24 protein-coding genes are annotated in these 23008 nt (G+C 67.2%); 15 read left to right on the forward strand and 9 right to left on the reverse strand.

The window, feature by feature from the left end; all coding sequences use genetic code 11:
• Window position 1: 1 nt before the first annotated feature.
• From ACFWHR_RS01775 to ACFWHR_RS01790, 4 genes are all read left to right on the forward strand, one after another.
• A complete protein-coding gene (locus ACFWHR_RS01775; protein ID WP_382446549.1) occupies window positions 2–745 on the forward strand; it encodes an SDR family oxidoreductase in 744 nt (247 codons plus the stop codon).
• Window positions 742–1398 (forward strand): bifunctional 4-hydroxy-2-oxoglutarate aldolase/2-dehydro-3-deoxy-phosphogluconate aldolase, encoded by a 657-nt coding sequence (locus ACFWHR_RS01780; RefSeq protein ID WP_382446550.1) that lies wholly within the window; start codon window positions 742–744, stop codon window positions 1396–1398. Before ACFWHR_RS01775 ends, ACFWHR_RS01780 begins: the two co-directional genes overlap by 4 nt.
• Window positions 1395–2372, forward strand: a complete 978-nt coding sequence (locus tag ACFWHR_RS01785) for a sugar kinase (protein ID WP_382446551.1) — start codon at window positions 1395–1397, stop codon at window positions 2370–2372. The genes ACFWHR_RS01780 and ACFWHR_RS01785 overlap by 4 nt, the downstream gene beginning before the upstream one ends.
• Before the next feature lie 121 nt (window positions 2373–2493).
• The gene (locus tag ACFWHR_RS01790; protein ID WP_382446552.1) at window positions 2494–3465 is read left to right on the forward strand and encodes a quinone oxidoreductase family protein; all 972 of its coding nucleotides are present in this window, start codon (window positions 2494–2496) and stop codon (window positions 3463–3465) included.
• Window positions 3466–3497: 32 nt separating this feature from the next.
• On the opposite strand, the gene ACFWHR_RS01795 is transcribed toward ACFWHR_RS01790, so the two are convergent.
• On the reverse strand, window positions 3498–4838 hold the full coding sequence (locus ACFWHR_RS01795; RefSeq protein WP_382446553.1) for an acyltransferase: 1341 nt from the start codon (window positions 4836–4838) through the stop codon (window positions 3498–3500).
• Between the two features lie 298 nt (window positions 4839–5136).
• Window positions 5137–5823 carry a response regulator gene (locus tag ACFWHR_RS01800; protein ID WP_382446554.1) on the reverse strand — a complete coding sequence of 229 codons (687 nt, stop codon included), beginning with the start codon at window positions 5821–5823 and terminating at the stop codon, window positions 5137–5139.
• Between the two features lie 111 nt (window positions 5824–5934).
• On the opposite strand from ACFWHR_RS01800, the gene ACFWHR_RS01805 reads away from it, so the two are divergent.
• Window positions 5935–6966 (forward strand): hypothetical protein, encoded by a 1032-nt coding sequence (locus tag ACFWHR_RS01805; protein WP_382446555.1) that lies wholly within the window; start codon window positions 5935–5937, stop codon window positions 6964–6966.
• A 1-nt stretch (window position 6967) separates the two neighbouring features.
• Window positions 6968–8959 carry a sensor histidine kinase gene (locus ACFWHR_RS01810; RefSeq protein WP_382446556.1) on the forward strand — a complete coding sequence of 664 codons (1992 nt, stop codon included), beginning with the start codon at window positions 6968–6970 and terminating at the stop codon, window positions 8957–8959.
• An 18-nt stretch (window positions 8960–8977) separates the two neighbouring features.
• On the opposite strand, the gene ACFWHR_RS01815 is transcribed toward ACFWHR_RS01810, so the two are convergent.
• The 5 genes from ACFWHR_RS01815 to ACFWHR_RS01835 all read right to left on the reverse strand — a co-directional run bounded on the left by ACFWHR_RS01815 (window position 8978) and on the right by ACFWHR_RS01835 (window position 14478).
• A complete protein-coding gene (locus ACFWHR_RS01815; protein ID WP_382447742.1) occupies window positions 8978–10027 on the reverse strand; it encodes a biotin/lipoate A/B protein ligase family protein in 1050 nt (349 codons plus the stop codon).
• A gap of 66 nt (window positions 10028–10093) precedes the next feature.
• Entirely contained in the window at window positions 10094–10960 is an 867-nt protein-coding gene (locus ACFWHR_RS01820) for an alpha/beta fold hydrolase (protein ID WP_382446557.1), read from the reverse strand.
• A 70-nt stretch (window positions 10961–11030) separates the two neighbouring features.
• Complete coding sequence (locus ACFWHR_RS01825; protein ID WP_382446558.1) at window positions 11031–11519, reverse strand: Lrp/AsnC family transcriptional regulator; 489 nt, start codon at window positions 11517–11519, stop codon at window positions 11031–11033.
• A 47-nt stretch (window positions 11520–11566) separates the two neighbouring features.
• On the reverse strand, window positions 11567–13204 hold the full coding sequence (locus tag ACFWHR_RS01830) for an amidohydrolase (RefSeq protein WP_382446559.1): 1638 nt from the start codon (window positions 13202–13204) through the stop codon (window positions 11567–11569).
• A gap of 53 nt (window positions 13205–13257) precedes the next feature.
• Window positions 13258–14478, reverse strand: coding sequence for an MFS transporter (locus tag ACFWHR_RS01835; protein ID WP_382446560.1), 1221 nt, complete (start codon window positions 14476–14478; stop codon window positions 13258–13260).
• Between the two features lie 136 nt (window positions 14479–14614).
• Here ACFWHR_RS01835 and ACFWHR_RS01840 point away from each other — a divergent pair, with 136 nt between their 5' ends.
• The 9 genes from ACFWHR_RS01840 (at window position 14615) to ACFWHR_RS01880 (ending at window position 21628) form a co-directional block, all read left to right on the forward strand.
• Window positions 14615–15232 carry a TetR/AcrR family transcriptional regulator gene (locus ACFWHR_RS01840; RefSeq protein ID WP_382446561.1) on the forward strand — a complete coding sequence of 206 codons (618 nt, stop codon included), beginning with the start codon at window positions 14615–14617 and terminating at the stop codon, window positions 15230–15232.
• On the forward strand, window positions 15229–16392 hold the full coding sequence (locus ACFWHR_RS01845; RefSeq protein ID WP_382446562.1) for an alpha/beta hydrolase: 1164 nt from the start codon (window positions 15229–15231) through the stop codon (window positions 16390–16392). The genes ACFWHR_RS01840 and ACFWHR_RS01845 overlap by 4 nt, the downstream gene beginning before the upstream one ends.
• 119 nt (window positions 16393–16511) lie before the next feature.
• Window positions 16512–17759: a hypothetical protein gene (locus ACFWHR_RS01850; protein WP_382446563.1), complete on the forward strand. Its 1248-nt coding sequence runs from the start codon at window positions 16512–16514 to the stop codon at window positions 17757–17759.
• Entirely contained in the window at window positions 17746–18024 is a 279-nt protein-coding gene (locus ACFWHR_RS01855) for a hypothetical protein (protein ID WP_382446564.1), read from the forward strand. The genes ACFWHR_RS01850 and ACFWHR_RS01855 overlap by 14 nt, the downstream gene beginning before the upstream one ends.
• Window positions 18021–18401 carry an SAV_915 family protein gene (locus ACFWHR_RS01860; protein ID WP_382446565.1) on the forward strand — a complete coding sequence of 127 codons (381 nt, stop codon included), beginning with the start codon at window positions 18021–18023 and terminating at the stop codon, window positions 18399–18401. The genes ACFWHR_RS01855 and ACFWHR_RS01860 overlap by 4 nt, the downstream gene beginning before the upstream one ends.
• Window positions 18398–18691, forward strand: a complete 294-nt coding sequence (locus ACFWHR_RS01865; protein ID WP_382446566.1) for a hypothetical protein — start codon at window positions 18398–18400, stop codon at window positions 18689–18691. Before ACFWHR_RS01860 ends, ACFWHR_RS01865 begins: the two co-directional genes overlap by 4 nt.
• A complete protein-coding gene (locus tag ACFWHR_RS01870) occupies window positions 18688–19908 on the forward strand; it encodes a WXG100 family type VII secretion target (RefSeq protein ID WP_382446567.1) in 1221 nt (406 codons plus the stop codon). The genes ACFWHR_RS01865 and ACFWHR_RS01870 overlap by 4 nt, the downstream gene beginning before the upstream one ends.
• Window positions 19905–20735: a hypothetical protein gene (locus tag ACFWHR_RS01875; RefSeq protein WP_382446568.1), complete on the forward strand. Its 831-nt coding sequence runs from the start codon at window positions 19905–19907 to the stop codon at window positions 20733–20735. The genes ACFWHR_RS01870 and ACFWHR_RS01875 overlap by 4 nt, the downstream gene beginning before the upstream one ends.
• 56 nt (window positions 20736–20791) lie before the next feature.
• Complete coding sequence (locus ACFWHR_RS01880) at window positions 20792–21628, forward strand: hypothetical protein (protein ID WP_382446569.1); 837 nt, start codon at window positions 20792–20794, stop codon at window positions 21626–21628.
• A 180-nt stretch (window positions 21629–21808) separates the two neighbouring features.
• Here the strand turns inward: ACFWHR_RS01880 and ACFWHR_RS01885 are convergent, their stop codons facing one another.
• Together ACFWHR_RS01885 and ACFWHR_RS01890 are read right to left on the reverse strand one after the other, a co-directional pair.
• A complete protein-coding gene (locus ACFWHR_RS01885; protein ID WP_382446570.1) occupies window positions 21809–22318 on the reverse strand; it encodes a flavin reductase family protein in 510 nt (169 codons plus the stop codon).
• Window positions 22315–22875 carry an NADPH-dependent FMN reductase gene (locus tag ACFWHR_RS01890; protein ID WP_382446571.1) on the reverse strand — a complete coding sequence of 187 codons (561 nt, stop codon included), beginning with the start codon at window positions 22873–22875 and terminating at the stop codon, window positions 22315–22317. The genes ACFWHR_RS01885 and ACFWHR_RS01890 overlap by 4 nt, the downstream gene beginning before the upstream one ends.
• Between the last annotated feature and the right edge of the window lie 133 nt (window positions 22876–23008).

The raw sequence follows: 23008 nt of genomic DNA on the forward strand, positions 1-23008 counted from the left end.
CGTGTTCGATTCCACACTTCTCGGCCGCACCGCCGTGGTCACGGGCGCCTCCCGCGGCATCGGAGAGGCGATCGCCGCGGCGCTGTTGCGGAGCGGCGCCGACGTGACGACGCTGCAGCGCGGGCCGAACTCCGACGCGCTCCACGCGCTCGCGCGCGAACTCGGGCGCTCGCTCGCGCACGTGACGGTTGACTTTGCAGATGCTGGTTCGGTGGGCGCGGCGATTGACGAGGTCGGCGACACCGACATCCTCGTGAATAACGCGGGGACCCAGATCAGGCACGACGCCGTCGACTTTCCGCTCACCGACTTCGAGCGCGTGCTTGCGGTCAACGTGAACGCGGTATTCCAGCTCAGCCAGGGGTTTGGTGCGCCGATGGTCGCGCGCGGCTCGGGCAAGATCGTGACCCTCGCTTCGCTCCTCACCTTTCAGGGCGGCATGCGGGTGCCGGCGTATGCCGCGTCGAAGGGCGCGGTCGGGCAGCTCGTCAAGGCGCTCAGTAACGAGTGGGCCGCCCACGGCGTCAACGTGAACGCGGTCGCCCCGGGGTACGTCGCGACTGACATGAATGAGGCGTTACTCGCAGACCCACAGCGATTCAAGCAACTCAGCGAGCGCATCCCGGCCGGCCGCTGGGCGATACCAGAAGACATCGCGAGCGCGGTCGTCTTCCTGTGCACGCCCTACGCCGACTACATTCATGGCGCGGTGCTGCCCGTCGACGGCGGATGGCTCGCCCGATGACCGCCGGAACGCGGGCCGCGGTGCCCGCCGAGCTGCGTGACCACCCGATCATTGCGGTGCTGCGTGCACCGACCCCAGCAGAATATGCCCCGGTGATCGAGTCGCTGCTTGAGGGCGGGGTGCGTTTTATCGAGGTGACGCTGAGTACGCCGGGAACGATCGCCGAACTGCCGCGACTGGTGCAGCGATTCGGGGGCGATGCCAGCATCGGCGTTGGCACGGTGACGGAGCCTGACGAAGCAACCGCGGCGATCGCTGCGGGGGCGTCCTACCTGGTGACGCCCACGACCGACGAACGCGTCATCGGCGTCGCGGCCGCGGCGGCGATTCCCTTCTATCCCGGGGGATTCACGCCGACCGAGCTGCATGGCGGCTGGCGCCGCGGGGCCACCGCTGTGAAGGTCTTCCCGGCATCTCGCCTCGGCCCCGGGTATGTGGGCGACCTGCGGGGACCGTTCCCCGGTATCGAGGTCATTCCGTCTGGTGGCGTGGACGCGGAGGCGGCACTCGCCTGGTTACGCGCCGGTGCTTGCGCGGTGAGCCTCGGCGGCCCACTACTGCGCGACGCCTTTTCCGGCGGTGACCTCGGCGCGCTGACGACCCGCGCGCGTGAATTGCAGCTGCTCATTGAAGACGCGGGGCTCGCGCGGTGATCGGCGACCAGGCGCAACGCGCGGCGGCCGCACCGTACGTGCTCACGATCGGCGAGTCGATGGGCCTCGTGCGGCAAACGCAACCGGGGCGGCTCGTCACGCAGCGGGCGGTCGAATTCGGCTTCGGCGGAGCCGAGTCGAACGTCGCGATCGGGCTCAGCCGACTCGGCACCGCCGCCGCGTGGTGCGGCAGGCTCGGCGCAGACAGCGTGGGCGACGTGATTGAGCGGGAGTTGCGGGCGGAGGGCGTGCGCGCCGCCGTGATCCGCGATCCTGACGCCGCAACCGGGCTGATGCTCAAGGAGCGACCGACGCCGGGAACCTCCCGGGTCGTGTATTACCGGCGTGACAGCGCGGGATCGCGGCTGACCGCCGCCGACGTGCTCGATTCACTGATTACTGAGGCCGCGCTGGTACACGTCACCGGCATCACGCCAGCACTCTCGGCAACCGCGGACGCGGCGGTCGAGTCGACGATGCGCAGGGCCCGCGCGGCGGGTGTGCCGGTGTCGATCGACCTGAACTACCGCTCGGCGCTGTGGAGCGCTCGCGCCGCGGCCGACCGGCTCGCGGCGCTCGTACCGCTCGCCGATATTGTGTTCGCCGGCGACGACGAGGCGGCGCTGCTGCTCGGAGCGCTGGCGCCCGTCGAGCTCGCCAGCGGTCTGCAAGCACTCGGGCCGCACGAGGTCGTGATCAAACTCGGCGACCGCGGGTGTGTTGCGGTGGCGGGAGACGAACACCTCGCGCGAGATGCCGTGCGCGTCGACGTGGTCGACACGGTCGGTGCCGGTGATGCCTTTGTCGCCGGACATCTCGCCGAGTGGATTGCCGGTGCACCGCTCGCGCAGCGCCTCGAAACGGCCACTGCCGCGGGTGCGTACGCCTGCACCATGAGCGGGGACTGGGAGGGCCTGCCGCGGCGGGCAGACATCGCGGCGCTCTCAGCGGGCGGCGATCCGGTGCAGCGGTGATGCGCGGGCCACGTTGGTCCGGACGCGGTGAGCTGAGGCCAGACTGAGGTTCGGCTGAGGCCCCGCTGACTCATTACGCAACTCGCGGCCAGTAGTCGGGGGACCGGCGTAGGCTCGGCCCATGACCTCGATTCACGCCATCACCGTTGCCCAGGCCGGCGGCCCAGAGCTGCTGGAATTCACCGACGTTCCGAGCCCCGAGGCGGGTCGCGGCGAGCTGCTGGTGCAGACGCGCGCGATCGGCGTGAACTTCATCGAGACGTATCAGCGATCGGGTCTGTACTCGGTCGAGTACCCGTTTACGCCAGGCGGTGAAGCGGCGGGCGTCGTGCTCGACGTCGGCGAGGGAGTCGAGGGCTTCGCCGTCGGCGACCTCATCACGACCGCTGAGGCGACGCGCACGTACGCCGAACGGTTCGTCGTCGCGGCCGAGCGTGCCGTACACGTGCCCGACGGTATCGCCGCCGATGTCGCTGCCGCCATTCCGTTGCAGGGGCTCACGGCCCACTATCTCGCGACGTCGGCGGCGCAGCCGCGATCCGGAGAGACCGTGATCGTGCACGCCGGGGCAGGTGGTGTCGGGCTGCTGCTCACGCAGCTGCTTGTGTCGCGCGGGGTGCGCGTGTTCACGACCGTTTCGACGCCCGAGAAGCGGGAACTCAGCCTCGAAGCTGGCGCCGCCGAGGTCTTCGACTACGACGACTTCGCCGCACAGTCGCGCGAACTCACCGATGGCGAGGGCGTCGCGGTGGTGTACGACGGCGTCGGTGCGCGCAGCTTCGACGACTCGCTTGCGTCGCTGCGGGTGAGAGGCGAGCTCGTGCTGTTCGGGGCAGCGAGCGGACCGGTGCCCCCGCTCGACCTGCAGCGGCTGAACGCCGGGGGATCCCTGTCGGTCACCCGACCATCGCTCGGTCACTTCGTGCGCACCGGCGAGGAGCGCGCCTGGCGCTATCGCGAGATCTTCGAGGCGATTGCAGCGGGGCAGCTGCACATTCGCATCGGAGCCCGTTTTCCGCTCGCCGAGGCCGGCTACGCGCAGTCACAGCTCGAGGCGCGGGCGACAACCGGCAAGGTGATCCTCGAACCGTAACCAGGTTCGCGCCGCGGGGGTCGTGTGATTGCTCACCGACGCACGGTCGCGAGGTTGATCGCGACCGTGAGCAGTGCAACGGCGCACGCGAACGGGACCGGCTGTGCAATGCCGAATAGGAGCGCGGCGACCGTACCCGCGATTGCGCACACGACGCAGAGCAGCGTTGGCACGCGGCGGGCGGGCGCGTCGCTGCTCGTGACCGACGCCACCGCTTGCAACTGCGCGAGTACTCGACGTTCAAGTCGCCCCACCGCAACCGCGAGCGGAATCACGCAGACCCCGATCACCACGAGCCAGGGCAGTCGCGTCGCCCACCAGGCCGCGGAGTGCGGTGCGGGTAGCGGCAGTCCGGTCGCCCACATGATGGCGACGAATAGCAGCATCACCGGCATGTGCCAGAGGTAGACGCCCATCGCCGACGCGCTCGCGCGTGTGGATGCGAGCGCAACCCACGGAATGCGCGTCACCCGGTCGAGCTGCTCGCGGAGCAGCTGCAGGGCGCAGAACTGCGCAAAGCCGAGCAGCATGATCGCCGTGGTCGGCGGGTTCAGATTCTCGATCATGTCGGGCGACCAGCCGCAGGCGAGCAACACGAGCAGCAGCGCGAGTGAGACACGCACGCCGGTGACGAGCCGACGGCGCGACCAGGCCGCGCACGCGCCGACCTGCATGGCGAATCCCAGCTGCTGCATGAGCGGCCACACGAGCAGCAAATTGAGGTAGCCGATCGGCACACCAAACTGCGAGTGAGCGATATCGACCGCGAAGACGCCGACGCTGAGCGCCGAGATGGTCGCGATCGGGGCGCGATCGTGCAGCCACGCGAGAGCGGGTACGAGCGCCGTGGCGCCGAAGTAGACAGCGAGAAACCAGAGCGGCTGACCGATACGCAGGCTCGCTTCGCCGATCAGCGTTGCGTCGGCGCCGAACGCCCGGGCGGCAAGCAACACCGCGCCCACGACGCCGATCATAAGCGCCGCGGGCACAGCTAGCCGACGCACCCGCCCCGCCACATACTCGGTGGCGGTCACCCCGCGAGCTTGCATCCGCCGCCACTGCGACAGTGAGGCGAACCCGCCCGCAATAAAGAACAGCGGCATGACCTGCAGCACCCACGTCAGTGGCGCGAACCAGGGCTCACCCGACAGGGCGACGCTCGTCACCAGTGCGCCGCTCGGCGCAAGCTGCGCACCGACCATGAGCGCGTGCAGCACGACCACGATTAAGAGCGCGAAGGCGCGAACGGTGTCGATGGTCGCGTCGCGCTGTGGCGCTTGTGGCGCTTGCGGTGCTGCGCGAGGCGAGGTGTCGCGCGGATCGCGCTGGGGTGCGAGTGCTGCGCCGGCGGGCAGCGCGGGGGAGAGAGTCACTGGAGCTCCTTGTCTCGGGTACAAGAAGCAAAGCTAGAAGCGGGCTCACCACCCCCGCGTCACCCGCAGGGGTGAACCATGGTGAACCCGGGTGCCGTCTTCACCCCCCCCGCCCCAACCCCCTTGCCCCCCCGCCCCCCACCGCCCCGGCATTCTGTCGTCGCAAATGATCCGATCAGGCAGGTGAAGGGATCATTTGCGACGACAGAAAGGGGGAGCGGGAGCTCGGGTGAAGGTGGGGGGGGGGGCAAGGGGAGAGGAGGGGAGGGGGAGCTCGGGCGAAGCGCGTGCCTTTGGGTCAGCGGCCCACCGAGACGAGGCCCGACTCGTAGGCGGCGATGACGATCTGCGTGCGGTCGCGCAGCCCGAGCTTGCTGAGGATGCGCGAGACGTGCGTCTTCACGGTCTGCTCGGAGAGGAAGAGATGATCCGCCGCCTCCGCATTCGACTTGCCAACCGCAACCAGTTTCATGACATCGAGCTCACGCTCGGTGAGCTCCGCGAGCACCGCCCCGGACTTGCGCGGAGCCGGGCGCGACACGTAGTCGGCGATGAGCTTGCTCGTGATCGATGGCGCGAGCAGCGAATCGCCCGCCGCTACGACGCGCACGGCAGCAATGAGGTCGTCGGCTGTCGCGTCCTTGAGTAGGAATCCGCTCGCGCCCGCCTGCAGAGCTGAGAACACGTACTCGTCGGCGTCAAACGTCGTGAGCATGATCACGCGCGGGTGAGTGAGGCCAGGCATCGCGAGCACCGCGCGCGTCGCATCGAGGCCGTTCATGCCCGGCATGCGAATATCCATCAGGATCACGTCTGGCCGCGATCGCTGCACCAATTGCACGGCCTCAGCGCCATCGGCGGCGCTGCCAACGACCGAAATGTCTGGCTGCGCATCGAGCAGCGCGCCGAAGCCCTGCCGTACCATGGCCTGGTCGTCGATGATCGCCACCGCGATCGGGGAGTCTTCAGTTGTCGACGGCACCATAGCCCCGATGATAGCGAGTCGTCGATCGCGCGGAGGTCGCCCGAAAGTAGCATCGAGCTTCACCCGTTCGAGTGATGCCGTGCGCGACGGCCGCCTCGTAACGTGAGCCGCATGTTCCTCATTGCAGTGCTCCTAGCCGCCATCGGCGCGGTCGGTCTCGCGGTCGGCACGCACCTGCAGCATCGCGCGGTCGGCGCGGTCGGCGCGGTCGGCGCGGCTGACGCGGCTGACGCCGCTGATGCCGCCTCACACCGGTCGCGGCGGCTACCCGCATACCTGACGCACCCGCTCTGGCTGGTCGGTGGCGGGATCATCGTCGTCCAGACCGCGATCAACGTCGTCGCGCTCGGGCTCGCCCCGGTGGCCGTCGTGCAGCCAGTCGGTGCGCTCGCGCTCGTCGTCGCCGTCACTATCAGTTCTCGCGCGCTCGGCGTGCAGGTCACCCGCGGGCTGGTCATCGGCATTGCGCTCGCCGTTGCGTCGGTCGCGGCATTTGTCGCGATTTCGGCGGGCTTCGCGCAGGATCAGCGCGCAGACCAGTCGACCATCTCCTTGTTGATCGCGGTGCTGGTCGTGCTGATTCCGGCCGGATGGGGAGTGGCTCGCCGCAGCACCGGCCACTTCGCTCGAGTGCTCTGCGCTGGCACGGTGTTCGGTGCCGTGGCATCGTCAATGCACGTCGTCGCCGTCGAGGCGGTCGCGGCCCTGAACGGAGATGCGCTCGCGCCCCGGGTATGGGTGTTGCTCGCACTCCTCCTCATCGCCACGGCGGTCGGGGTCTGGCTCGTGCAGACCGCGTACGCAAGTGGACCACCCGAGACCGTGCTGGCGGGTCTCACGGTGCTCGACCCGCTCGTGGCAGTGCTCATCGGCGCGGTGCTGCTCGGCGAGTACCCTGAGATGTCACTGCTCGGAGGCATCGGGCTTGCGCTGAGTGGCCTCTCTGCGGCCGCAGCAATCATCATGATTGCGCGGAGCCACCCGGCGTTTGCGGGCGCGGGCGCCGCGGCTACCGCACCAGCCGCGCTCGCGAACCTCGTAGAACCCGAAGACCCCAAACACCCCAAAGACCCCGAAGAAACCGAAGTAGCAGTAATCGAAACAGCGGCCCCGCGGGCCGCGCTGATGAACGGGACACGCTGACATGGCACACGACACCTCGAGCGGCACGATCCCGCCCACGAGCAGGCCCCCGCGCATGCTCGCTCGGATGGGACGCGATTACGCGCTGATCCTGCCCGGCTTTTTCATCTCGCTGGTTGCGTTCGTGCTGCTCGTGCCGCTCGCGACCCTCTCGCTCGCGACGCTCATCATCTATCTCGGCGTTTTCCTGCTGCCCGTCACACTGCGGCTCGCCTCGGTCTTCGCCCAGCTCTCCCGCGCGCGCGTGCGGAACTGGGGTGCCGAGTTGCCGCCCGCGCGCTACGCTACGCGGCAACCGGGGTGGTCGCAATACATGCGGCTGCTCGTGGAGCCGCGTCGCTGGGCCGATCTGGCCTTTGAGACGCTGATCGCGTTTCCGCTGCACATCTTTACGTTCTGCGTCGCGGTGACCTGGACAGCGGGCGCGCTGGGCGGCATCACCTATGCGTTCTGGGGACTGTTTCTGCCCGCGAATGATCTGCCGCTCCCCGGTCTGATCCTGGAAGCGGTGACCAACGGTGCGGCATCAGCCGAGCTTGCCCACTCCTTCCTGCTCGACGCCGGCTTCAACTTCGTCTGCGGCCTCATCTTGCTCCTGACGCTGCCAGTGGTGCTGCGCGGACTTGCCCGCCTCGACGTGGTGGTGACCGCGGCGGCGCTCGGCGGGGCGCCGGCGAGCTCGGTCCCGGCTTCGCCGAAGGTGGCGCAAGCGCCCGATTCAATCTCACCGTCAATCTCACCGTCGGCCGCACCGTCATCCGCACCGTCGGCGTCATGGCCGGCCCCGACCGTCGCCGCGGCGTCCTGGTCGGGAGAGCGGTGGGCGTGGATCTCCGCAGCGTTCCTCGCCGTCGTCTCGACCGCGGTCGGATGGCCGGTGCTCGCCGCGATCTACGGCGTGAACGTCGCAATTGCGATGCTCATCGTGTTCGCCCACGCCGCTGCACTGCTGCTCGCCGTGCGCTGGCCGGTGGCCGGAGTACTGCTGCAGACGGGCGCCGCCCTGGCAACCGCGTTCGCGACAGTGCACGCGGCGACCGCCCTGCCCTGGCCGTGGCCCGTGATGACGCTGCTCGTGCAGGTCGCGCTCGTCTTGCTCGTGTCGCTGCGCAACCGCTGGTTCTGGGGCGCGTTCGCGTGGGCTGCGCCGGCGTTTGCCTGCCTCATCGTCGCGCTGAGCTACGGCGTCGATGGCGGTGGCTGGAGCAGCATCATTGTCACCGCATCGGTGAGTGCCGGAGCGCTGGCCCTCGGAGTGGTCGTTCGGCTGTGGGCCGAGAGCCGCGGTGCGCTGCGCGACGAACGGCAGACGAGCGCCGAGCTGAGCGCGCGCGGCACAGAGCTGCAGGAGCGCAACCGCATCGCGCAAGAGCTGCACGATGTCGTCGCGCACAGCATGTCGGTCATCAGCGTGCAGGCGACCACGGCGAAATACCGCTTGCCCGGTCTCGATACCGAGGTCGAACGCGAGCTCGAGTCGATCGCTGGCTCCTCGCGCCAGGCCCTCACTGAGATGAGAAGCTTGCTCACGCTGTTGCGCTCACCAGACGAGGATCGGGATCTGCAGCTCGTGCCGCAGCCGACGCTCGCCGACATCCCGTCGCTCGTTGAGTCGACGCGCAATTCGGGGGTGCAGATCGCGCTCACCGTGTCGGGGCCCGACAGCAACAGTGACGGCGGTGACTCCGCGTCGGCCCCGTCAGCCGCAGCAGGGCTCACTGCCTATCGCATCATTCAAGAGGCGCTGAGTAATGCCATGCGGCACGCGCCGGGTTCGGCGATCGACGTGAGCGTCGATGTGTCGCCGTCTACGGTTTCCGTGACCGTCGAGAACGGCCCCGCCGATGCGGCGAGCACCCAGCCAGCGGCTCCGGGTGCGGGCCTCGGTCTCGCCGGAGTGCGCGAGCGCGTGGCGGCGCTCGGCGGTTCGGTCGAGGCGGGGCCGACCGACCTTGGTGGCTTCCGGGTGCAGGCGCTGCTCGAGCTGGCGTAGGGAGTGGCGAGGCGCCCGCTACGGCACCCGGCGGATCCACTCCTCCGTCAAGAACTTCTTCTCGACCAGGCGTTCGGCTGCGTCCCACTCGCCCTCGGTGACCTCACCGTCGGTGCCGCCGTGGCGGCGCTTGAAGACCTCGATCATGCGCTCGATGATCTCCTCGCGCGGCAGACCAGTCTGGCTGCGCAGCGGGTCGACGCGCTTCTCGGCGCTGGCGGTGCCCTTGTCGGAGAGCTTCTCGCGGCCGATGCGCAGCACCTGCGTCATCGCCGTCGCGTCCATATCGTAGGCCATCGTGACGTGGTGTAGCACGGCGCCAGAGCCGAGCCGTTTCTGCGCCGCTCCGCCGATCTTGCCGTGCGGGCTGGTGATGTCATTGAGCGGCTTGTAGACGGCGTCGATGCCGAGCGACTTCAGCGCCTCGAGCACCCACTCGTCGAGATACGCGTACGAATCGGCGAAGCTCATGCCGCGCACAAGCTCACCCGGAACGTAGAGCGCGTACGTGATGCACGCCTCCGGCTCCATGTACATTGCGCCACCACCCGAGATGCGGCGCACAATTTGGGCGCCGCGCGCGGCGGCCTGCGGCTCGTCGACCTCGTTCTTCACCGACTGGAAGCTGCCGATGAACACCGCGGGGGCATTCCACTCCCAGATGCGCAGGGTCGGCCCGCGCAGCCCCTCGCCGACGGCGGCCGTGAGTACCTCGTCGAGCGCGGCGTTCAGCACCGGAGCGATGGGCGGCTCGTGCACGATCTGCCAGTCGTAGTCGCGCCAGTGCGCGGCGCCGGTCACGGCGCGGCGAATTGCTACGCCCACCGAGTCGGGCGTGAAGCCCAGCAGGTGCACCTCGCTCGGCAGCGCCTGCTGAATGGCGGTGGCGAACTCGTCAATCGTGCCGTTGGGGTGGTGCCCCTCGACGGCAGCATTGATGCATCCGAGCGCGTCGTCTGGCTCCAAGAAGAAGTCGCCGGACAGGCGGAAGTCGTGGATCCGGTCATCGACCACGTCGAAATCGACGACGACCAGCTTGCCGCCAGGAACCTTGTACTCGCCGTGCATGCTCATGGCTTCAGGGTACGCCCGCGCACCCGCCCGCGCCTAGCCCGCGCGCGGCCCCGCCGACCCTCAATCGCTCGCGACGCGCTCCTGAATCCAAGTCGCCACGTCGGCGAACACCTCGTCGCGGTTCGTCTCGTTCAAGATCTCGTGCCGAGAATCGGGGTAGACCTTCACCGTGACGTCGCGTACGCCCTTCGCGCGGTAGGCCTCGGCGAGCAGCCGCACGCCGTCGCCGCGGCTGAGGGGATCGTCGGAGCCAGACACGATCAAGATCGGCACCTCTGACGCGAGCCCAGACGCGGGCTTGCCGAACAGCCGTAGCCCGTCGGCCACGCCGAAGAGCTTCAGAATGTCGGCGTCGAAGCAGAGGGGGTCGGCGGCGAACGCCTCCGAGACGGCGGTGTCGCGACTCAGCCACTCGTAGCCGTTGGCCTCCGGGGCCTCCCACTTCGCGTTCAAGTTGCCGCTTTCCATGTGCCGGAAGGTGCGGAACGCCGAACCCGAGAGCACGACCGCGTCCCAGGTGCGGGGGTGCTCATTCAAGATGCGCTGCGTCATCAGTGACCCCCACGAGTGCGCGAAGATCACGAGCGGAAGCCCGGGGTGCCGCTCGCGCGCAATGTCGGCAAGCTGGCGCAGCGCGGCCTCTGCCGCGAGCAGGCCGCCGGGGCCGAGCTTGCCGAGCCGAGAGAGGTCACCCTCGTGCTGGCGTCGCCCGGTCTCGCCGTGGCCGCGGTGGTCGTCGGCGACCACGGTAAAGCCGATCCCGCAGAGATAGCGCGCGAACGCCTCGTACCGCAGCGCGTGCTCCCCGATGCCGTGCGCAATCTGCACGACGCCGACGGCGTCGTCGGCGCGCCACTCGTAGCAGTGAATCTCGACCCCGTGTGCGTCGACGTAGTCGAACTCGACGCGATCCCCCGTGTTGCTCATCTGCCCATTCTGGTGGCTGCTGCGCGCGGACGCCAGGGAAGCCCCTGAACGCGATAATCGCGGCGCGGGATCATGCGATGTTGCCGACCCCCCACCCGTATGCAAGCTTGTGCGCCTGCAACACGAAGAACGATTCGGTCGACACCACGCCGGGCACGCGCTGCAGCGTGTTGAACATGAGATCCGTGTAGTGATCGATGTCGCGGCAGACGACTTCGACCATCACGTCGAAGCCCCCGCTCGTGAGCACGACATAGCTCGTCTCGGCGAGCTCGACGAGGGCCTCACAGACCTGCGGCCCCGTGCCGGGTTCACACCGGATGCCGATCAGGGCGAGCCGGTCGAAGCCGATATTCAGCGGGTTGGCAATGCCGACAATCTGAAACAGGCCGCTGTCTTGCAGCCGCTGCACGCGGTAGCGCACCGATGAAGCTGAGACGCCGAGGTCTGTTGCCAGCGTGCTGAACGGCGTTCTGCCGTCGATCTGCAGTGCGGCGATGAGTTTGCGATCCAGATCATCGAGATCGAGGTGTGCTGCGGGCTGTTCGCGATCCGACATGGGACCTCCTCGGGGGTCGGGCACCCCGATCTTACCTAAGCGCGCACTTATGCGCCCGTTGGCGCCACCTGTCCATCGACCACGGTGAGCACCGCCGACGCGCCGAGCAGCAGTTCGGGTGCCTCGACGAGCGGGTTCGCCGCCCACACAACGAAGTTCGCCCGGTAGCCCGCGGCGATCCGGCCCAGCTCGTGGTCGCGGCCGGTCGCGTACGCCGTGCCGACGGTGAACGCCTCGAGCGCCTGCGGCGGTGTGAACACACGCTGCGGCTGGTACGGCGCGCGGTCGCGCTCAAGCACGGACTGGGCTGTCAGCGCAATGAAGAGGTTGTCGGCCGCTTCGTGCGGGGCGGTCGGCGCGTCGGTGCCGAGCGCGAGTCGCACGCCGGCCTCGCGGAACTTGTGCCACGGGAATCCGGTCAGTGCACGCTCGTCGCCGAGCACGGCCTGCCAGTTGTCGAGCACGGCGGGGTCGCAGTGCACGGGCTGCATCGACGCGGTCACGCCGAGTTCGGCCATGCGCGCGATCGTGTCGTCCGCGACTGATTCGAGGTGTTCGACGCGGGCGCGGCGCTCGGGGCGCGGCCCGTTCACTCGCTCGGCCTCGGCCACCATGTCGAGCGCGATGGTGCTCGCCTCGTCGCCGATCGCGTGCAGGGCGAACTGCAGCCCGGCGGCATCGGCTGCGACCGCAACGGGCAGCGCGAATTCGCGCTCCCAAATCGGGCCTGGCATGGCTCCGTTGGCGTAGGGCCCTCGCATCGCGGCGGTGCATGCGTCGATGACACCGTCGAGAATGAACTTGACGCCCGCGATGCGCAGCCAGGTGTCGCCGTACTGCGCCGCAATTTCGTCGCGGATGCGCGCGACCTCTGCGATCTCGGCGAGATCGGTGTTGAGGTCACCCGAGGCGGTGAGCAGCCAGTGCGCGTTGACCGGGAACGGTAGCCGCCCGTCGCGGTCGAGCACGCGGCGGTAGGTGGCGAGGTCTGCGTGCCCGAACGACATCTCGGTTGCGCCGGTCACCCCGGTTTCGAGGTAGGCCGAGAACGCATTGGCGAGAAAGCCATCGCGATCCTCGTCCGTCGCCATTGTTTCGAGATAGCCCCAGGCGTATTTGACGGCCGCGGTTTCGAGCAGAAAGCCGGTTGCGTTGCCATCGGCGTCGCGCACGATTTCGCCGCCGACGGGGTCGGGGGTGTCGCGAGTGATGCCCATCGCGGCAAGCGCGGCCGTATTCACCCACACCGAGTGAAGGTCGTTCGCGTCGAGCACGACGGGCACATCGGCGACGACCGCGTCGAGCATGGCTGCGGTCGGCCGTTCGCCCTCGCCGAAGATGTCGAACCGCCAGCTCACGCCGGTGAGCATCGCGGCGTCGGGGTTCGCGGCACGCGCGGCCGCGAGTCGCCGCTGCACCTCGGCAACCGAATCGGCGTCGCGCAGCTGTACCTTGCCGAGCGCCTCACCGAGCATCAGCATGTGTGCGTGCCCCTCGATGATGCCGGGCGTCACGAACGCACCCGCCAGGTTGATTTCCGGGGCATCGGGTGCGGCCTCACGCACGGCTTCGATGGAGCCGGCGGCGATGATCCGATCGCCCGCGACGGCGAAACTGTCGACCGGTTCACGGTCGGCGGGCCCGGTGAAGACGACGGCGTTGCGGTAGATGGTGGTGGCCGACATGAGGGGCTCGCTTTCGGTGGTCGGGGCGGTGCTGGTTGTTGCGGGGTGGTGGATCAGGCCCGCGCGGGCTCGGCGCCGCGCATCGCTGCTCGCGCCAGCGCGCGCTCGGCGCCGGTCGAAACGCGCGCCACGAGCACGACGGGAACAATCACCACGAAGCTGACGATACCGGTGATCAGCGTGAATGCTGCGACGCCGACCCACTCGATCAGCACGCCGCCGATCAACGGCGCGAAGCTCGAACCGACGAGGTACGCGCCGAGCAGCGGCCCCGACCACCGGCCGCGCGCGTCGAGTCCCGCCGCGGTGGCGATGAAGAGCGAGAACGCGAAGGCGTAGATCGAGCTGACGGCGATAATGAGCGCGGCGAATGTCGTTGCGTCGGTTGTGGCGCCCGTCCATACCTTGAGCACGCCGCCGAGTACGAGTGCGATCGCGAGTGGCCAGGCGCGGCCGAAGCGGTTGCCGATCACTGCCGCGATCACCATGCCGAGGATGCCGCCGGCTGCTGAGAGGCTGAGCGTGAATCCGAGTGACTGTTCGCTGATGCCGAGTGCGCCGCCGAGCACTGGGGCCATTGTCCAGATCGCGTCTTCGCTCGTGCCCCAGATGGGAAACAGCAGCAATATTGCGATGCCCGCGAGGGTGATTCGGCGGGGTTCTGCGATCTGCAGGCTTGTAGTGACGTCGACCGGTGCGGCGTGTTCGGGGGCGTTGGGTAGCCACGCGGCGAGCGCTAGGCCGACGAGCGAGATCAGCGCGAGAGTGCCGAACACGCTGCCCTGGGTGATGCCAATGAGCGGAATCAGGGCAAGAATCACGGTGATGAGGCCGCGGTTGACGAGTCCACTCGTTGCGGAGATGCGGTTGGGGTTGCGCAGCGCGGCGATCGCAGCGCCCGAGGTCGAGATCGCGGCGCCGACGCCCGCCCCACCAACGATGAGCCCGGTGATGACGATTGCCGGAGCGGGGACCACCGCGGCGGCGCCGAACGCAATCACCGCGATCCCCAAACCGACCATGGCGAGCGGGCGGCGGAGGTGCCCGGACGCGACGCGGCCGGTGCCGAGGCCGACGACGGCGGAGGCGAGCAGCGCCCAGGTGAGGATGTTGCCGGACGCGACCGGATCGAAGCCGAGTGCTCCGAGCGCCGTAATGATGAACGGTGCGAGATTCGCCATCATGAGGCTGGCCAGGGCAATGAGGAAGGTCGCGCTGCCGTTGCGCAGCGTGAGCGGCAGTCTCGGATCGGCGTCGATCTGCGTGCGTGACACGGGAACTCGTTTCTCCGGCGGCAGCGCCGGGTGCTCGTAAACCGAAATGGTTTCGGTTTACCCGCCACTATGTTCTCCCCGTGTGGGAGGATCTGTCAAGACAGGCTCGCAAACGAGGGTGGAAAGCAGGGGAAACGTGGCGCGACCGAAGACCGCACGGCTCAGCCGGGAGATCATCGGGCGCGCGGCGATCGAACTCGCCGAGTCGGGTCGCGAGCTGCAACTCGTGCCCCTCGCCAAGAAGCTCGGCGTCAGCGTCTCGTCGCTCTATCACCACGTCAACGGGCGAGAGGGCGTGATTCGCGCGATGCGCGAGGTGCTCGTGCCGCGCTATCTCGCCGATGTTCCCGAGGACGCGGGCTGGGAGCAGCGCATCCGCCTCGAGGTCGAACGCACCTGGCGTATGTACGCCGACCACCCGCGCGTGCTGCAGTACATGATGACCGCGGTGATCGACGAGCCCGATGTGATGCGGTTCTATAACGCGCTTGCCGAGGCGCTCGCTGAAGCGGGGCTGCCGGCGGCGGAGCTGCTCACCACAATCGAGGTGATCGATGCGTTCACATTTGGTGCGGCGCTCGATACCCTCTCGCCCGACACAATCCTCGACCCGGCGAGCGCTGGCGAGATACTCAGCGGGCTGCTGGCGGATCACCCGTCCGGCGCAGCGCGCAATCGCCGGCTGTTTGACCGCGGTCTCGATCTGTTGCTCGCCGGAATCAGCGCGCGCGTCGCGCATACACTGGCGGAGTGAACCGCTCACCAACGCGCTCGCTCGCTCGGCAGTCGTCGCGCAGCGGACGCGCGCCACGGCAGCCAAGACCGTGGCGGTCAGGGTTCACGCTGCTCGCGCTCGGCGCAGTGATCTTCGTCGCGATTCCCGCCGTCGTGTGGGCAGTGAGCACTGCGGACTCTGCTGCCCTTGGCGCATCAGGCGAGCTCGCGGCGGGCGCGGAATTCCTCACCGAGAAACAGGGAGTCACTGACATGCAGATCTCAGATATCACCGTGACGGGACCGGCGGCAGCGATCGAGGGAGGGGTGGGCGCGGCTGATCCGCGGTCACCCAATCGCGTGGGTTCGACTGAGATTCCCGTGCGCGTGTACGAACCTGACAGTGAAGCCTGGGCGACCCTCGTCTGGGCGCACGGCGGTTCATTCATTCATGGCCACCCAGACATGCCGGAGGCCGACTGGGCGGCGCGGCGGTTCGCCGAGGCCGGCGTGAGAGTGTATTCGGTCGACTACGCACTCGCCTCCGAAACCGTCAAGGCGCCGGCGCCGGCAAATGATGTGGCCGCGGTACTCGCGCGGGTCGAGACTCAGCACGCGGGCCCCATTGCCGTCGGCGGTGCGAGTGCTGGCGGGCATCTCGCGGTGGAGGCTGCTCTGCAGCAGGCGGATCGCGCGGCCGCGTCCGGCGATGCGAGCGTTCGCCCGGCCGAGGCGTTGTTGCTCGAGTATCCGACGCTGCATCGTGTGCAACGGCCCGACAGCGCTGTAGCTGCGGCCACGAAGGCGCTACCGGAGCAGTATCGATTTGATGCCGAGCGTGTTTCTGGGATGTACGACTTCTATCTCGGGGAGACGTTGGCGTCGGCCCGCGTGTCGCGTGGCGATGCAGCGTCTGCTTTTGGCGCCATCGTGGCCGGTGAACTCGATGGCTCGCGGCTGTCGCAGCTGCCGCCGACCGTGATGGTGAACGCCGATGCTGATGATCTGCGCGCCTCGGGTGAGCAGTTCGCCGAGCAGCTGCGTGCGGCCGGGGTGCCCGTCACGCTGTCGCTGCAGCCGGGCACCGTGCACGGCTACCTCAACCGGCCGGATGAGTCGGCGCAGGCGGGTGCAGATGCGCAGCAGACGATTGACCACTTTGTGGCGGAACTACACCGCCTCGTAGCGCCGGTCGACTGAGCACCGCGGGTAGCCGCCGACCAAATCCGAAGTTTTCTGTAATTGATAGTGGTACTCATGAGTCACATTATGTACGATGAAATAACTGGGGTCGGGAGCCAAAGTTAAAGGAACAATTGATGATTTTCGACCTGCAACGCACTCGAGCGATGTCGTTCATTGGCGGTGTCGCCGCCGTCGCAATCTGTCTCGGCGGCACCGCGGCTCACGCGGAAGTGCTTGATCCGGCCGCTGATCCGGCTACCGAGCTGGCCACTGATCTGGTCGCCGAGCCTGCAGCGCCCGCCGAGCCTGCAGCGCCCGCAGAGCCTGCGGTGCCTGCGGAGCCCGGCGTCGAACCAGCTGAAACGTCAGCAGAGGAGAACGGTGGCGATCCGGCGCCCAGCGAAGACGATGACCTGCGCGAGATTCTGGGTGCCGTAAGCGACGGATTCGGCGCCTCGGCCTACGATGGCGCACTTGAATCGCTGGCGGACACGTCGTTTGCCGCCGACGACGACGAGTCGGGGAGGACGATCACGGTCGACGACTCAGGAATGGTCTCGTTCTCGGCTGAGGGCAACGCCGGATTCGCGGTTACCTTCGACGACGCATCGAGCGGGCTCGTGAACGATTCCGACGGCGGGCCGCTGGCCTACGAGGCGGGCGAAGATGCGGTGATTGTTCCGCAGATCATCGACACGTATTTTCGCGGCATCTTCGTACTGGAAAGCTCCGAAGCGCCCAACGAGTTCTCGATGAGTCTGAGCAGTGACGACGCGCTCAGCCTCTCACCAGACGAAACCGGCGGCATCATTTTCACTGACGCCACCGGAGAAGAGATCGGCGGGTTCGCCGCGCCCTGGGCGAAAGACGCACGCGATCGCCCAGTGCCAACGCAGTACCTGATTGACGGGCAAACAGTGCGGCAGGTGGTTGATGTGTCGAGTCTCGGCGCCGACGACTTCCCGGTTGTCGCAGATCCGGCGGCATACGTGAACTTCACGAAGAAGTACGTGGTCGACGTCCGAAACCACGGCAACGTCGCAAAGTGGCGGTACCTGAACCAGTGCACGGCGAAGAAGGGCCTCTCGTGCAGCATCGGGCGCACCTACACCGTGTCGGCGAGCGTTCAGACCGCGTTGAACGCCTCATTTAAGTTCGTCGGTGCGTCGATCGGGGTGACGGCCGGGGCGTCACGCTCAGTGAACGTGAGCTGCTCGGTGAAGGGCCCCAAGAAGGTCACCCTGCACGCCAGCGCAACGAAGAAGACATACAAGATTCGCTCCGTGCGCACCTACGGAGTGCCGCCGTGGCTGAAGCGCGACGTTCGTACCAGTCACACCCTCACCGCGTACAAACCGAATGGGAAGTATGTCTGCTCCTAACCGGAAACCCACCGGGGTGATTGTCGGCGCTGCGCTCGCGCTCGCCGCGGTCGCCCTGGTGGTGTGCGTCGCGCTGTTTTTCGTGGATCTGCCCCGCGTCGCCCAGGTCTGCTCTGGCGACGTGGTGTCGACCGACCTCTGCGAGCCCGCCCGGCTCGGCCGCAGCATCTTCGGGTCGGTGCTGGCCGGCAGTGGCGTGATTGCAGCGGCGATCATTGGTGGAGCTTGGATGGCCCGGGGGCGCGGCTCGGCGGACGAGTCATGAAGGGTTCGGCCCGGAAGCCGCCGGGGCTGCTTGCGAGCCTGCAACGTGCCGAAGAGCGGGCGCTGGAGCGGGAGCTGGAGTTGGAACGGGGCCGCCCAGCTCCGTCGCGTTATCAGGTTCCGCCAGTGCTGTATCTTCCCGTCACCGCGGGCCCGAGCGGCAACATTGCTGAGGTTCGACCGACGCGGGAGGGGCGCCGAGCGCTGCTGGCATACAGCGCGCTCGATCGACTCCTGGCGCAGTGCGGTGACGATCAGCCCTGGGTGCTCGTGCAGATCGCTGACCTGGAAGAGCTCATGGCGGAGCAACCGTTCGATCTCATCGCGTTTGACGCGAACATTCCCCCGGGGATGAGCGAGAACGGGCGCCTGTCATGACTCGGATCTCAGTGGATCAAGAGGTCATCGCGTCGATCCTGAACAAGTACTCGTCAGTCGTTGACGACGTTGACGGCGAACTGGCTAGCTTTCCGGGTGTGACCGACGGGGGTGCGGCGTCAGCGAAGATTGGCGTCATCGCCGAGAACGCGATGCAGGTGGGCACCCTCGCCACCGTCGTCGAACACGCGTTGTGCGACGTGACGACTGAGGTGGTTGCGGCGCTGCTGAGCGACGATGAAGATGCGGCTGACGTGTTCGCCGGACTCGACGGGTACGGAGCGCTATGAGCGCACAGATCGATCTGCACATTCCGGGCGATAGTTCGGCGATCTATGCGCTGGGAGCGTGGCACGGCACCCGGGTGGGTACATCAATTGAGTTCATGGTCGAGCAGCTCAGGCGCACGCAGAGCGACGTGCAGTACTCCTGGGAGGGTGAGTCGGTGCAGGCGTTTCACACGGCATCGTCTGTGCACGCGACCGAGCTGAAGAAGCTGGCCGAGTACCTGCAGAAGGTGCAAGAGACGCTCGAGGCGTATGCCGACCGGCTCACGAGAGGCAAGGAGCACTTCGCTGGGTACGCGGACGAGGCCGCTGCCGCGGGCATGACCGTGACCGATGGGCGGTACATTTCGCCGCCCGTCAAGCCGCTCGACGCTGCAACGATGGGTTCGCTCACCCCTGCGGCAGAGCGCGACGCGGCGAGCGCGAAGCGCGCCTACGAGAACGCGGCGCTGCTCTTCGAGGAAATCCGATCGCTCGTCGAGGAGTGGAACCTCGACACACTCGATTGGATCGAAACGAACTTCGACCCGCTCATCGAACAGATCGGCGAGTTCGACCGCCTGCGCGGCCTGCTTGACTACTTCGAGGTGAACGGCTTCGCATTCGTGAGCGCCGGGCTCTCACTCGGTGAAACACTCGCGTCGCGTCGCCTCGGCAATTTTCGAAGCGAGCAGGCGCGACTGCAAGAGGAGATCGAGACGGGGCAAAAGAACACGCGCTCCGGGCACCCCGCGCGAAAAGAACTCGGTCAGGAGTACCGGGAATCGAAGCACGAGAAACGGACGGCACTTGAGCGCGCATCCCGGCACGTGAGTTGGCTCGACCCGACGACGAAGGTGCTGCAGGGTGCGGGGACAGTCACGGACCTCGTAGAAGCCGGGGTGAAACTGTCGGAGGGGGAGCCCCTGACGACTGTCGCAGTGGGGTTCGCGGGTGGGGTTGCCGGGGGTGTGGTTGGTGCGAAAGCTGGTGCTTCGATCGGCGCACAAGTTGGAGCGGCTGAAGGGCCTCTTGGGCTTGTAATCGGGAGTGCGATCGGCGCCGCCGCGGGGGGCGCTCTGGGTGGTCTCATTGGTAGCGGTGCGGCAGAAGCCACCTGGGAAACAGCGGCTCCACTCAAAGTGCGAGATGCGATTGAAGAGGGTCTGCGTTATCGAATCGAAGGCGAGTACCGGCTCACCCACCAGATCGAACACGAGAAGTGGGCGTCTGCAAAATGACCGTCGCAAAATTCGTGCTGCCCACCACCATTCGTGCCCCGCGCGGCAAGATTTACATTCGCTTTCCGGCGATCCATGCGCTTGTCTCGGTCGCGCTCATTATCTTCGGGCTGATCGCGAGCATGGTCATGGCCGGGGAGCCGCTCACGCCGACACGATTGTGGCGGCGCGCGACGTTTGCTGCGGTACCTGTCTTCGCCGCGCCCTTACTTCTTATAGTCCTGTGGAGGCCGAAGCCGACGTCCTACGTGACGGGGTCGGTGAGCTACGTGCGAGAGCGATCAGAGCTGACGATTCGTCCGCCTCTCGTATTGAAGGTGCTCGCAATCGCGTATTGGGCGGTGGCCTTTATAGGCCTAGGTGCATGCTCGGCGATCGCCTTCTACTGGACGTTTTCGTTCGGCATCGAACCAGGCTTCACCAGGTGGATCGGGATGGCGGCGACCAGCATGTTCCTGCCCTTCGGGATTGGCTTGGCAGTCTGGGCGATCTTGTATGTTCGCACGACGCGGGGCGTCACACTCGCCCCCGGTCATATTCGTGCGGAAGCCGATCAGAATCGATTGGGGGCAGTGAGCTGGGAACTACTGCGCTCTGTCGCGGTGACGCAATCTGAACTAGAAAAACGCGCCCCCTCGTTCAGAAGCCTCGCAATCACCACCGAAAACGGTGGCGTTTTAGTGAGCTCAATGAGTATCGGTTCGGACCCACATGCTGTGCAGCGGGTGATCGAGTTCTATCGGCAACACCCCGAGCATCGGCACGTGCTTGCGGACCCGAGGGCGGCCCTTGACCTCGTAAAGCAATCGATGCTGGCCGAGACGTGACCTCCCGACGCGCGACGATGACGCCACGGCGCCCAGAGCGAAAACACAGGAGCAGCGTGAAGATCGAGCGGTTTCACCTGCCGGTGACACGGCCACCTCGTGCTCAGGAGGCTAGTGTTCGTCAACCACTACTCCTCACTTTAGTGGGGGGTGCCGGGGTTGCGATCGCGCTCGTCATTGCCATTGGCAGCGTGGGACGGGCGCTGAGCCCGGGACAGCTTTATATAGCGGGGCTGTGCTGGACGGTCGTCTACTTCGGTATTCCGGGCATGATCATGTCGGTGACGAAACACGGGGCAGCGCGGTACGAGCGCGGGGTCGTGAGCTTCGTTCGGCAGCCCGGCGGCCTGGTGATTCGGACACCGCGTATTCTGAGAGTTGCAATCGGAGTGTTCTTGGCCATTGGACTCGTAGGCGTCGGGACGTCGTCAACGATTGCGTTCTGCTGGGCCATTTCGTCGGGTGCGAAAATAGGGCCGTCTGGGTGGCTCGTCATGGCCGTGACAAGTCTTCTTTTGCTCTTTGGCATCGGAATGGTCGGCATCGTTGTGAGAACCGTACGAGGGTCGTCAGGCATCACGCTCACGCCGACGCACGTGAGCGCCGAAGCGGAAGGGCGGAGGCTGCCGATGACGCCCTGGAAGGAGCTCGATCCGGTCGTGGCTGAGTACATAGAGCCCAAGCGGCACCCTCCTGGCTTCGCGCGTGTGCTCATCACTACGGAGTGGGACCGTTTTGCGGTCACCGCGCCCGGCATCGCCTCCGACCCCTACAGCGTCCAGTACATAATCGAGTTCTTCCGGCAGCACCCCGAGCACCGGCACGTGCTTGTGGACCCGAGGGCGGCGCTCAATCTGGTGAAACGGGCGCTCGCTGCCGGGCGCTGGGAGTAGGCCAGTTGTAGGGCCGGTTGTCGTGGCGGGCGTTCGGCAAGTGATCCGCGTTCTGCAAGTCGCGCGGACGGCAAATGGGCTTGCCGAACGCAGATCACTTGCGGAACGCGGGCGCCCGGACCCGGGCGCCCGAACCCGGACCCGGGCGCCCGAACGCGGGCGCCCACGCCCGCCGCGACCTCAGATCTGGTACTCGAGCTCGTGGTACTTGCCGCGGTAGAAGAGCAGCGGCGTGCGCTCGGGGTCTGTCGAGATCCCGGACACCGCGACGAGGAAAATGAGGTGGTCGCCCGCCTCAATCTCGCGCTCGATCTCGCCTGCGACCCAGCCGGTGCCGCCATCAAGCGTGGGTGCGCCGTTGCTCTCGGACGGATACCACTCGACGCCAGCCCACTTGTCGGTGCCCGACCGTGCAAACTGCCCGCTCAGGTGCTGCTGCTCGGAACTCAAAAAGTTCACGACGACCTTGCCGTGCTCACGGAGTGACGCGAGACTCCGCGACGTGCGCGCGACCGAAAACGAGATGAGCGGCGGATCAACCGAGACGCTGTAAAACGACTGGCAGGTAAACCCGACCGGCCCCTCGGCGCCGTGCGTCGTGATGATCGTGATGCCCGACGCGAAACCGCCCATTGCATCGCGGTACTCGCGCTGGTCGAACACCTGCAGCGTCGAAGAAATCGCGCTCACGAGCGCACCTCCGCTCGCTGCTGAGCTTGCCCAGCAGCCCCAGCTCCAGCCCCAGACCCATTACCCGCTCGCAACAGGTGACCCTCGCTCGCGATCCACTCGTCGAGTACCTCATCGCGGCGATCGAAGCGGGGCGTGGGAAACGCGAGTCCGCGGGTCGGCACGCTCGCCCCCAACTCGACGAGCAGCGGGCGCAGCGTGAATTCGACGGCGAGAGCGTGCTCATCTGAGGCCGTCGTAAAGATCGGGATCGCGGTCACCCCGCGCAGGGCCCGCGCCGGATAGCGGTCAAGGAAGGCCTTAAGCAGCCCGGTGTAACTCGCCTTGTACGTGGGCGTCGCGATGATCGCGTAGTCGGAGTCGCGCAACTGCTCGTTGAGTGGGTCGATGCCGGGTGCCGGCCAGGCGAAGAGGTCGGCGCCGTGGTCGATGAGGTCAACGGTTGACAGCACGGTCGCGCCGGTGATGGCGGCGACGCGTTGCGCGAGCTCCTCGGCGATCTGCCGCGTGCGTGACTGCGGTTTGGGGTTGCCAACGATAACGGAAATGGTGGACATGACGCTCCCTGTGTAGGTGGTGGGTCGTGATCCACGGTGTGATGTCGCGGAGTCGCCGCGGGATCTTATCCCTCGGAACTGCCATTCAGTGTAGGTCGAGGTTTTGCGGGGTCGCGAGCCGATTGCAACAGAG

Source organism: Leucobacter sp. NPDC058333, from assembly GCF_042726155.1.
In the GTDB taxonomy this organism is placed as follows: Bacteria; Actinomycetota; Actinomycetes; order Actinomycetales; family Microbacteriaceae; genus Leucobacter.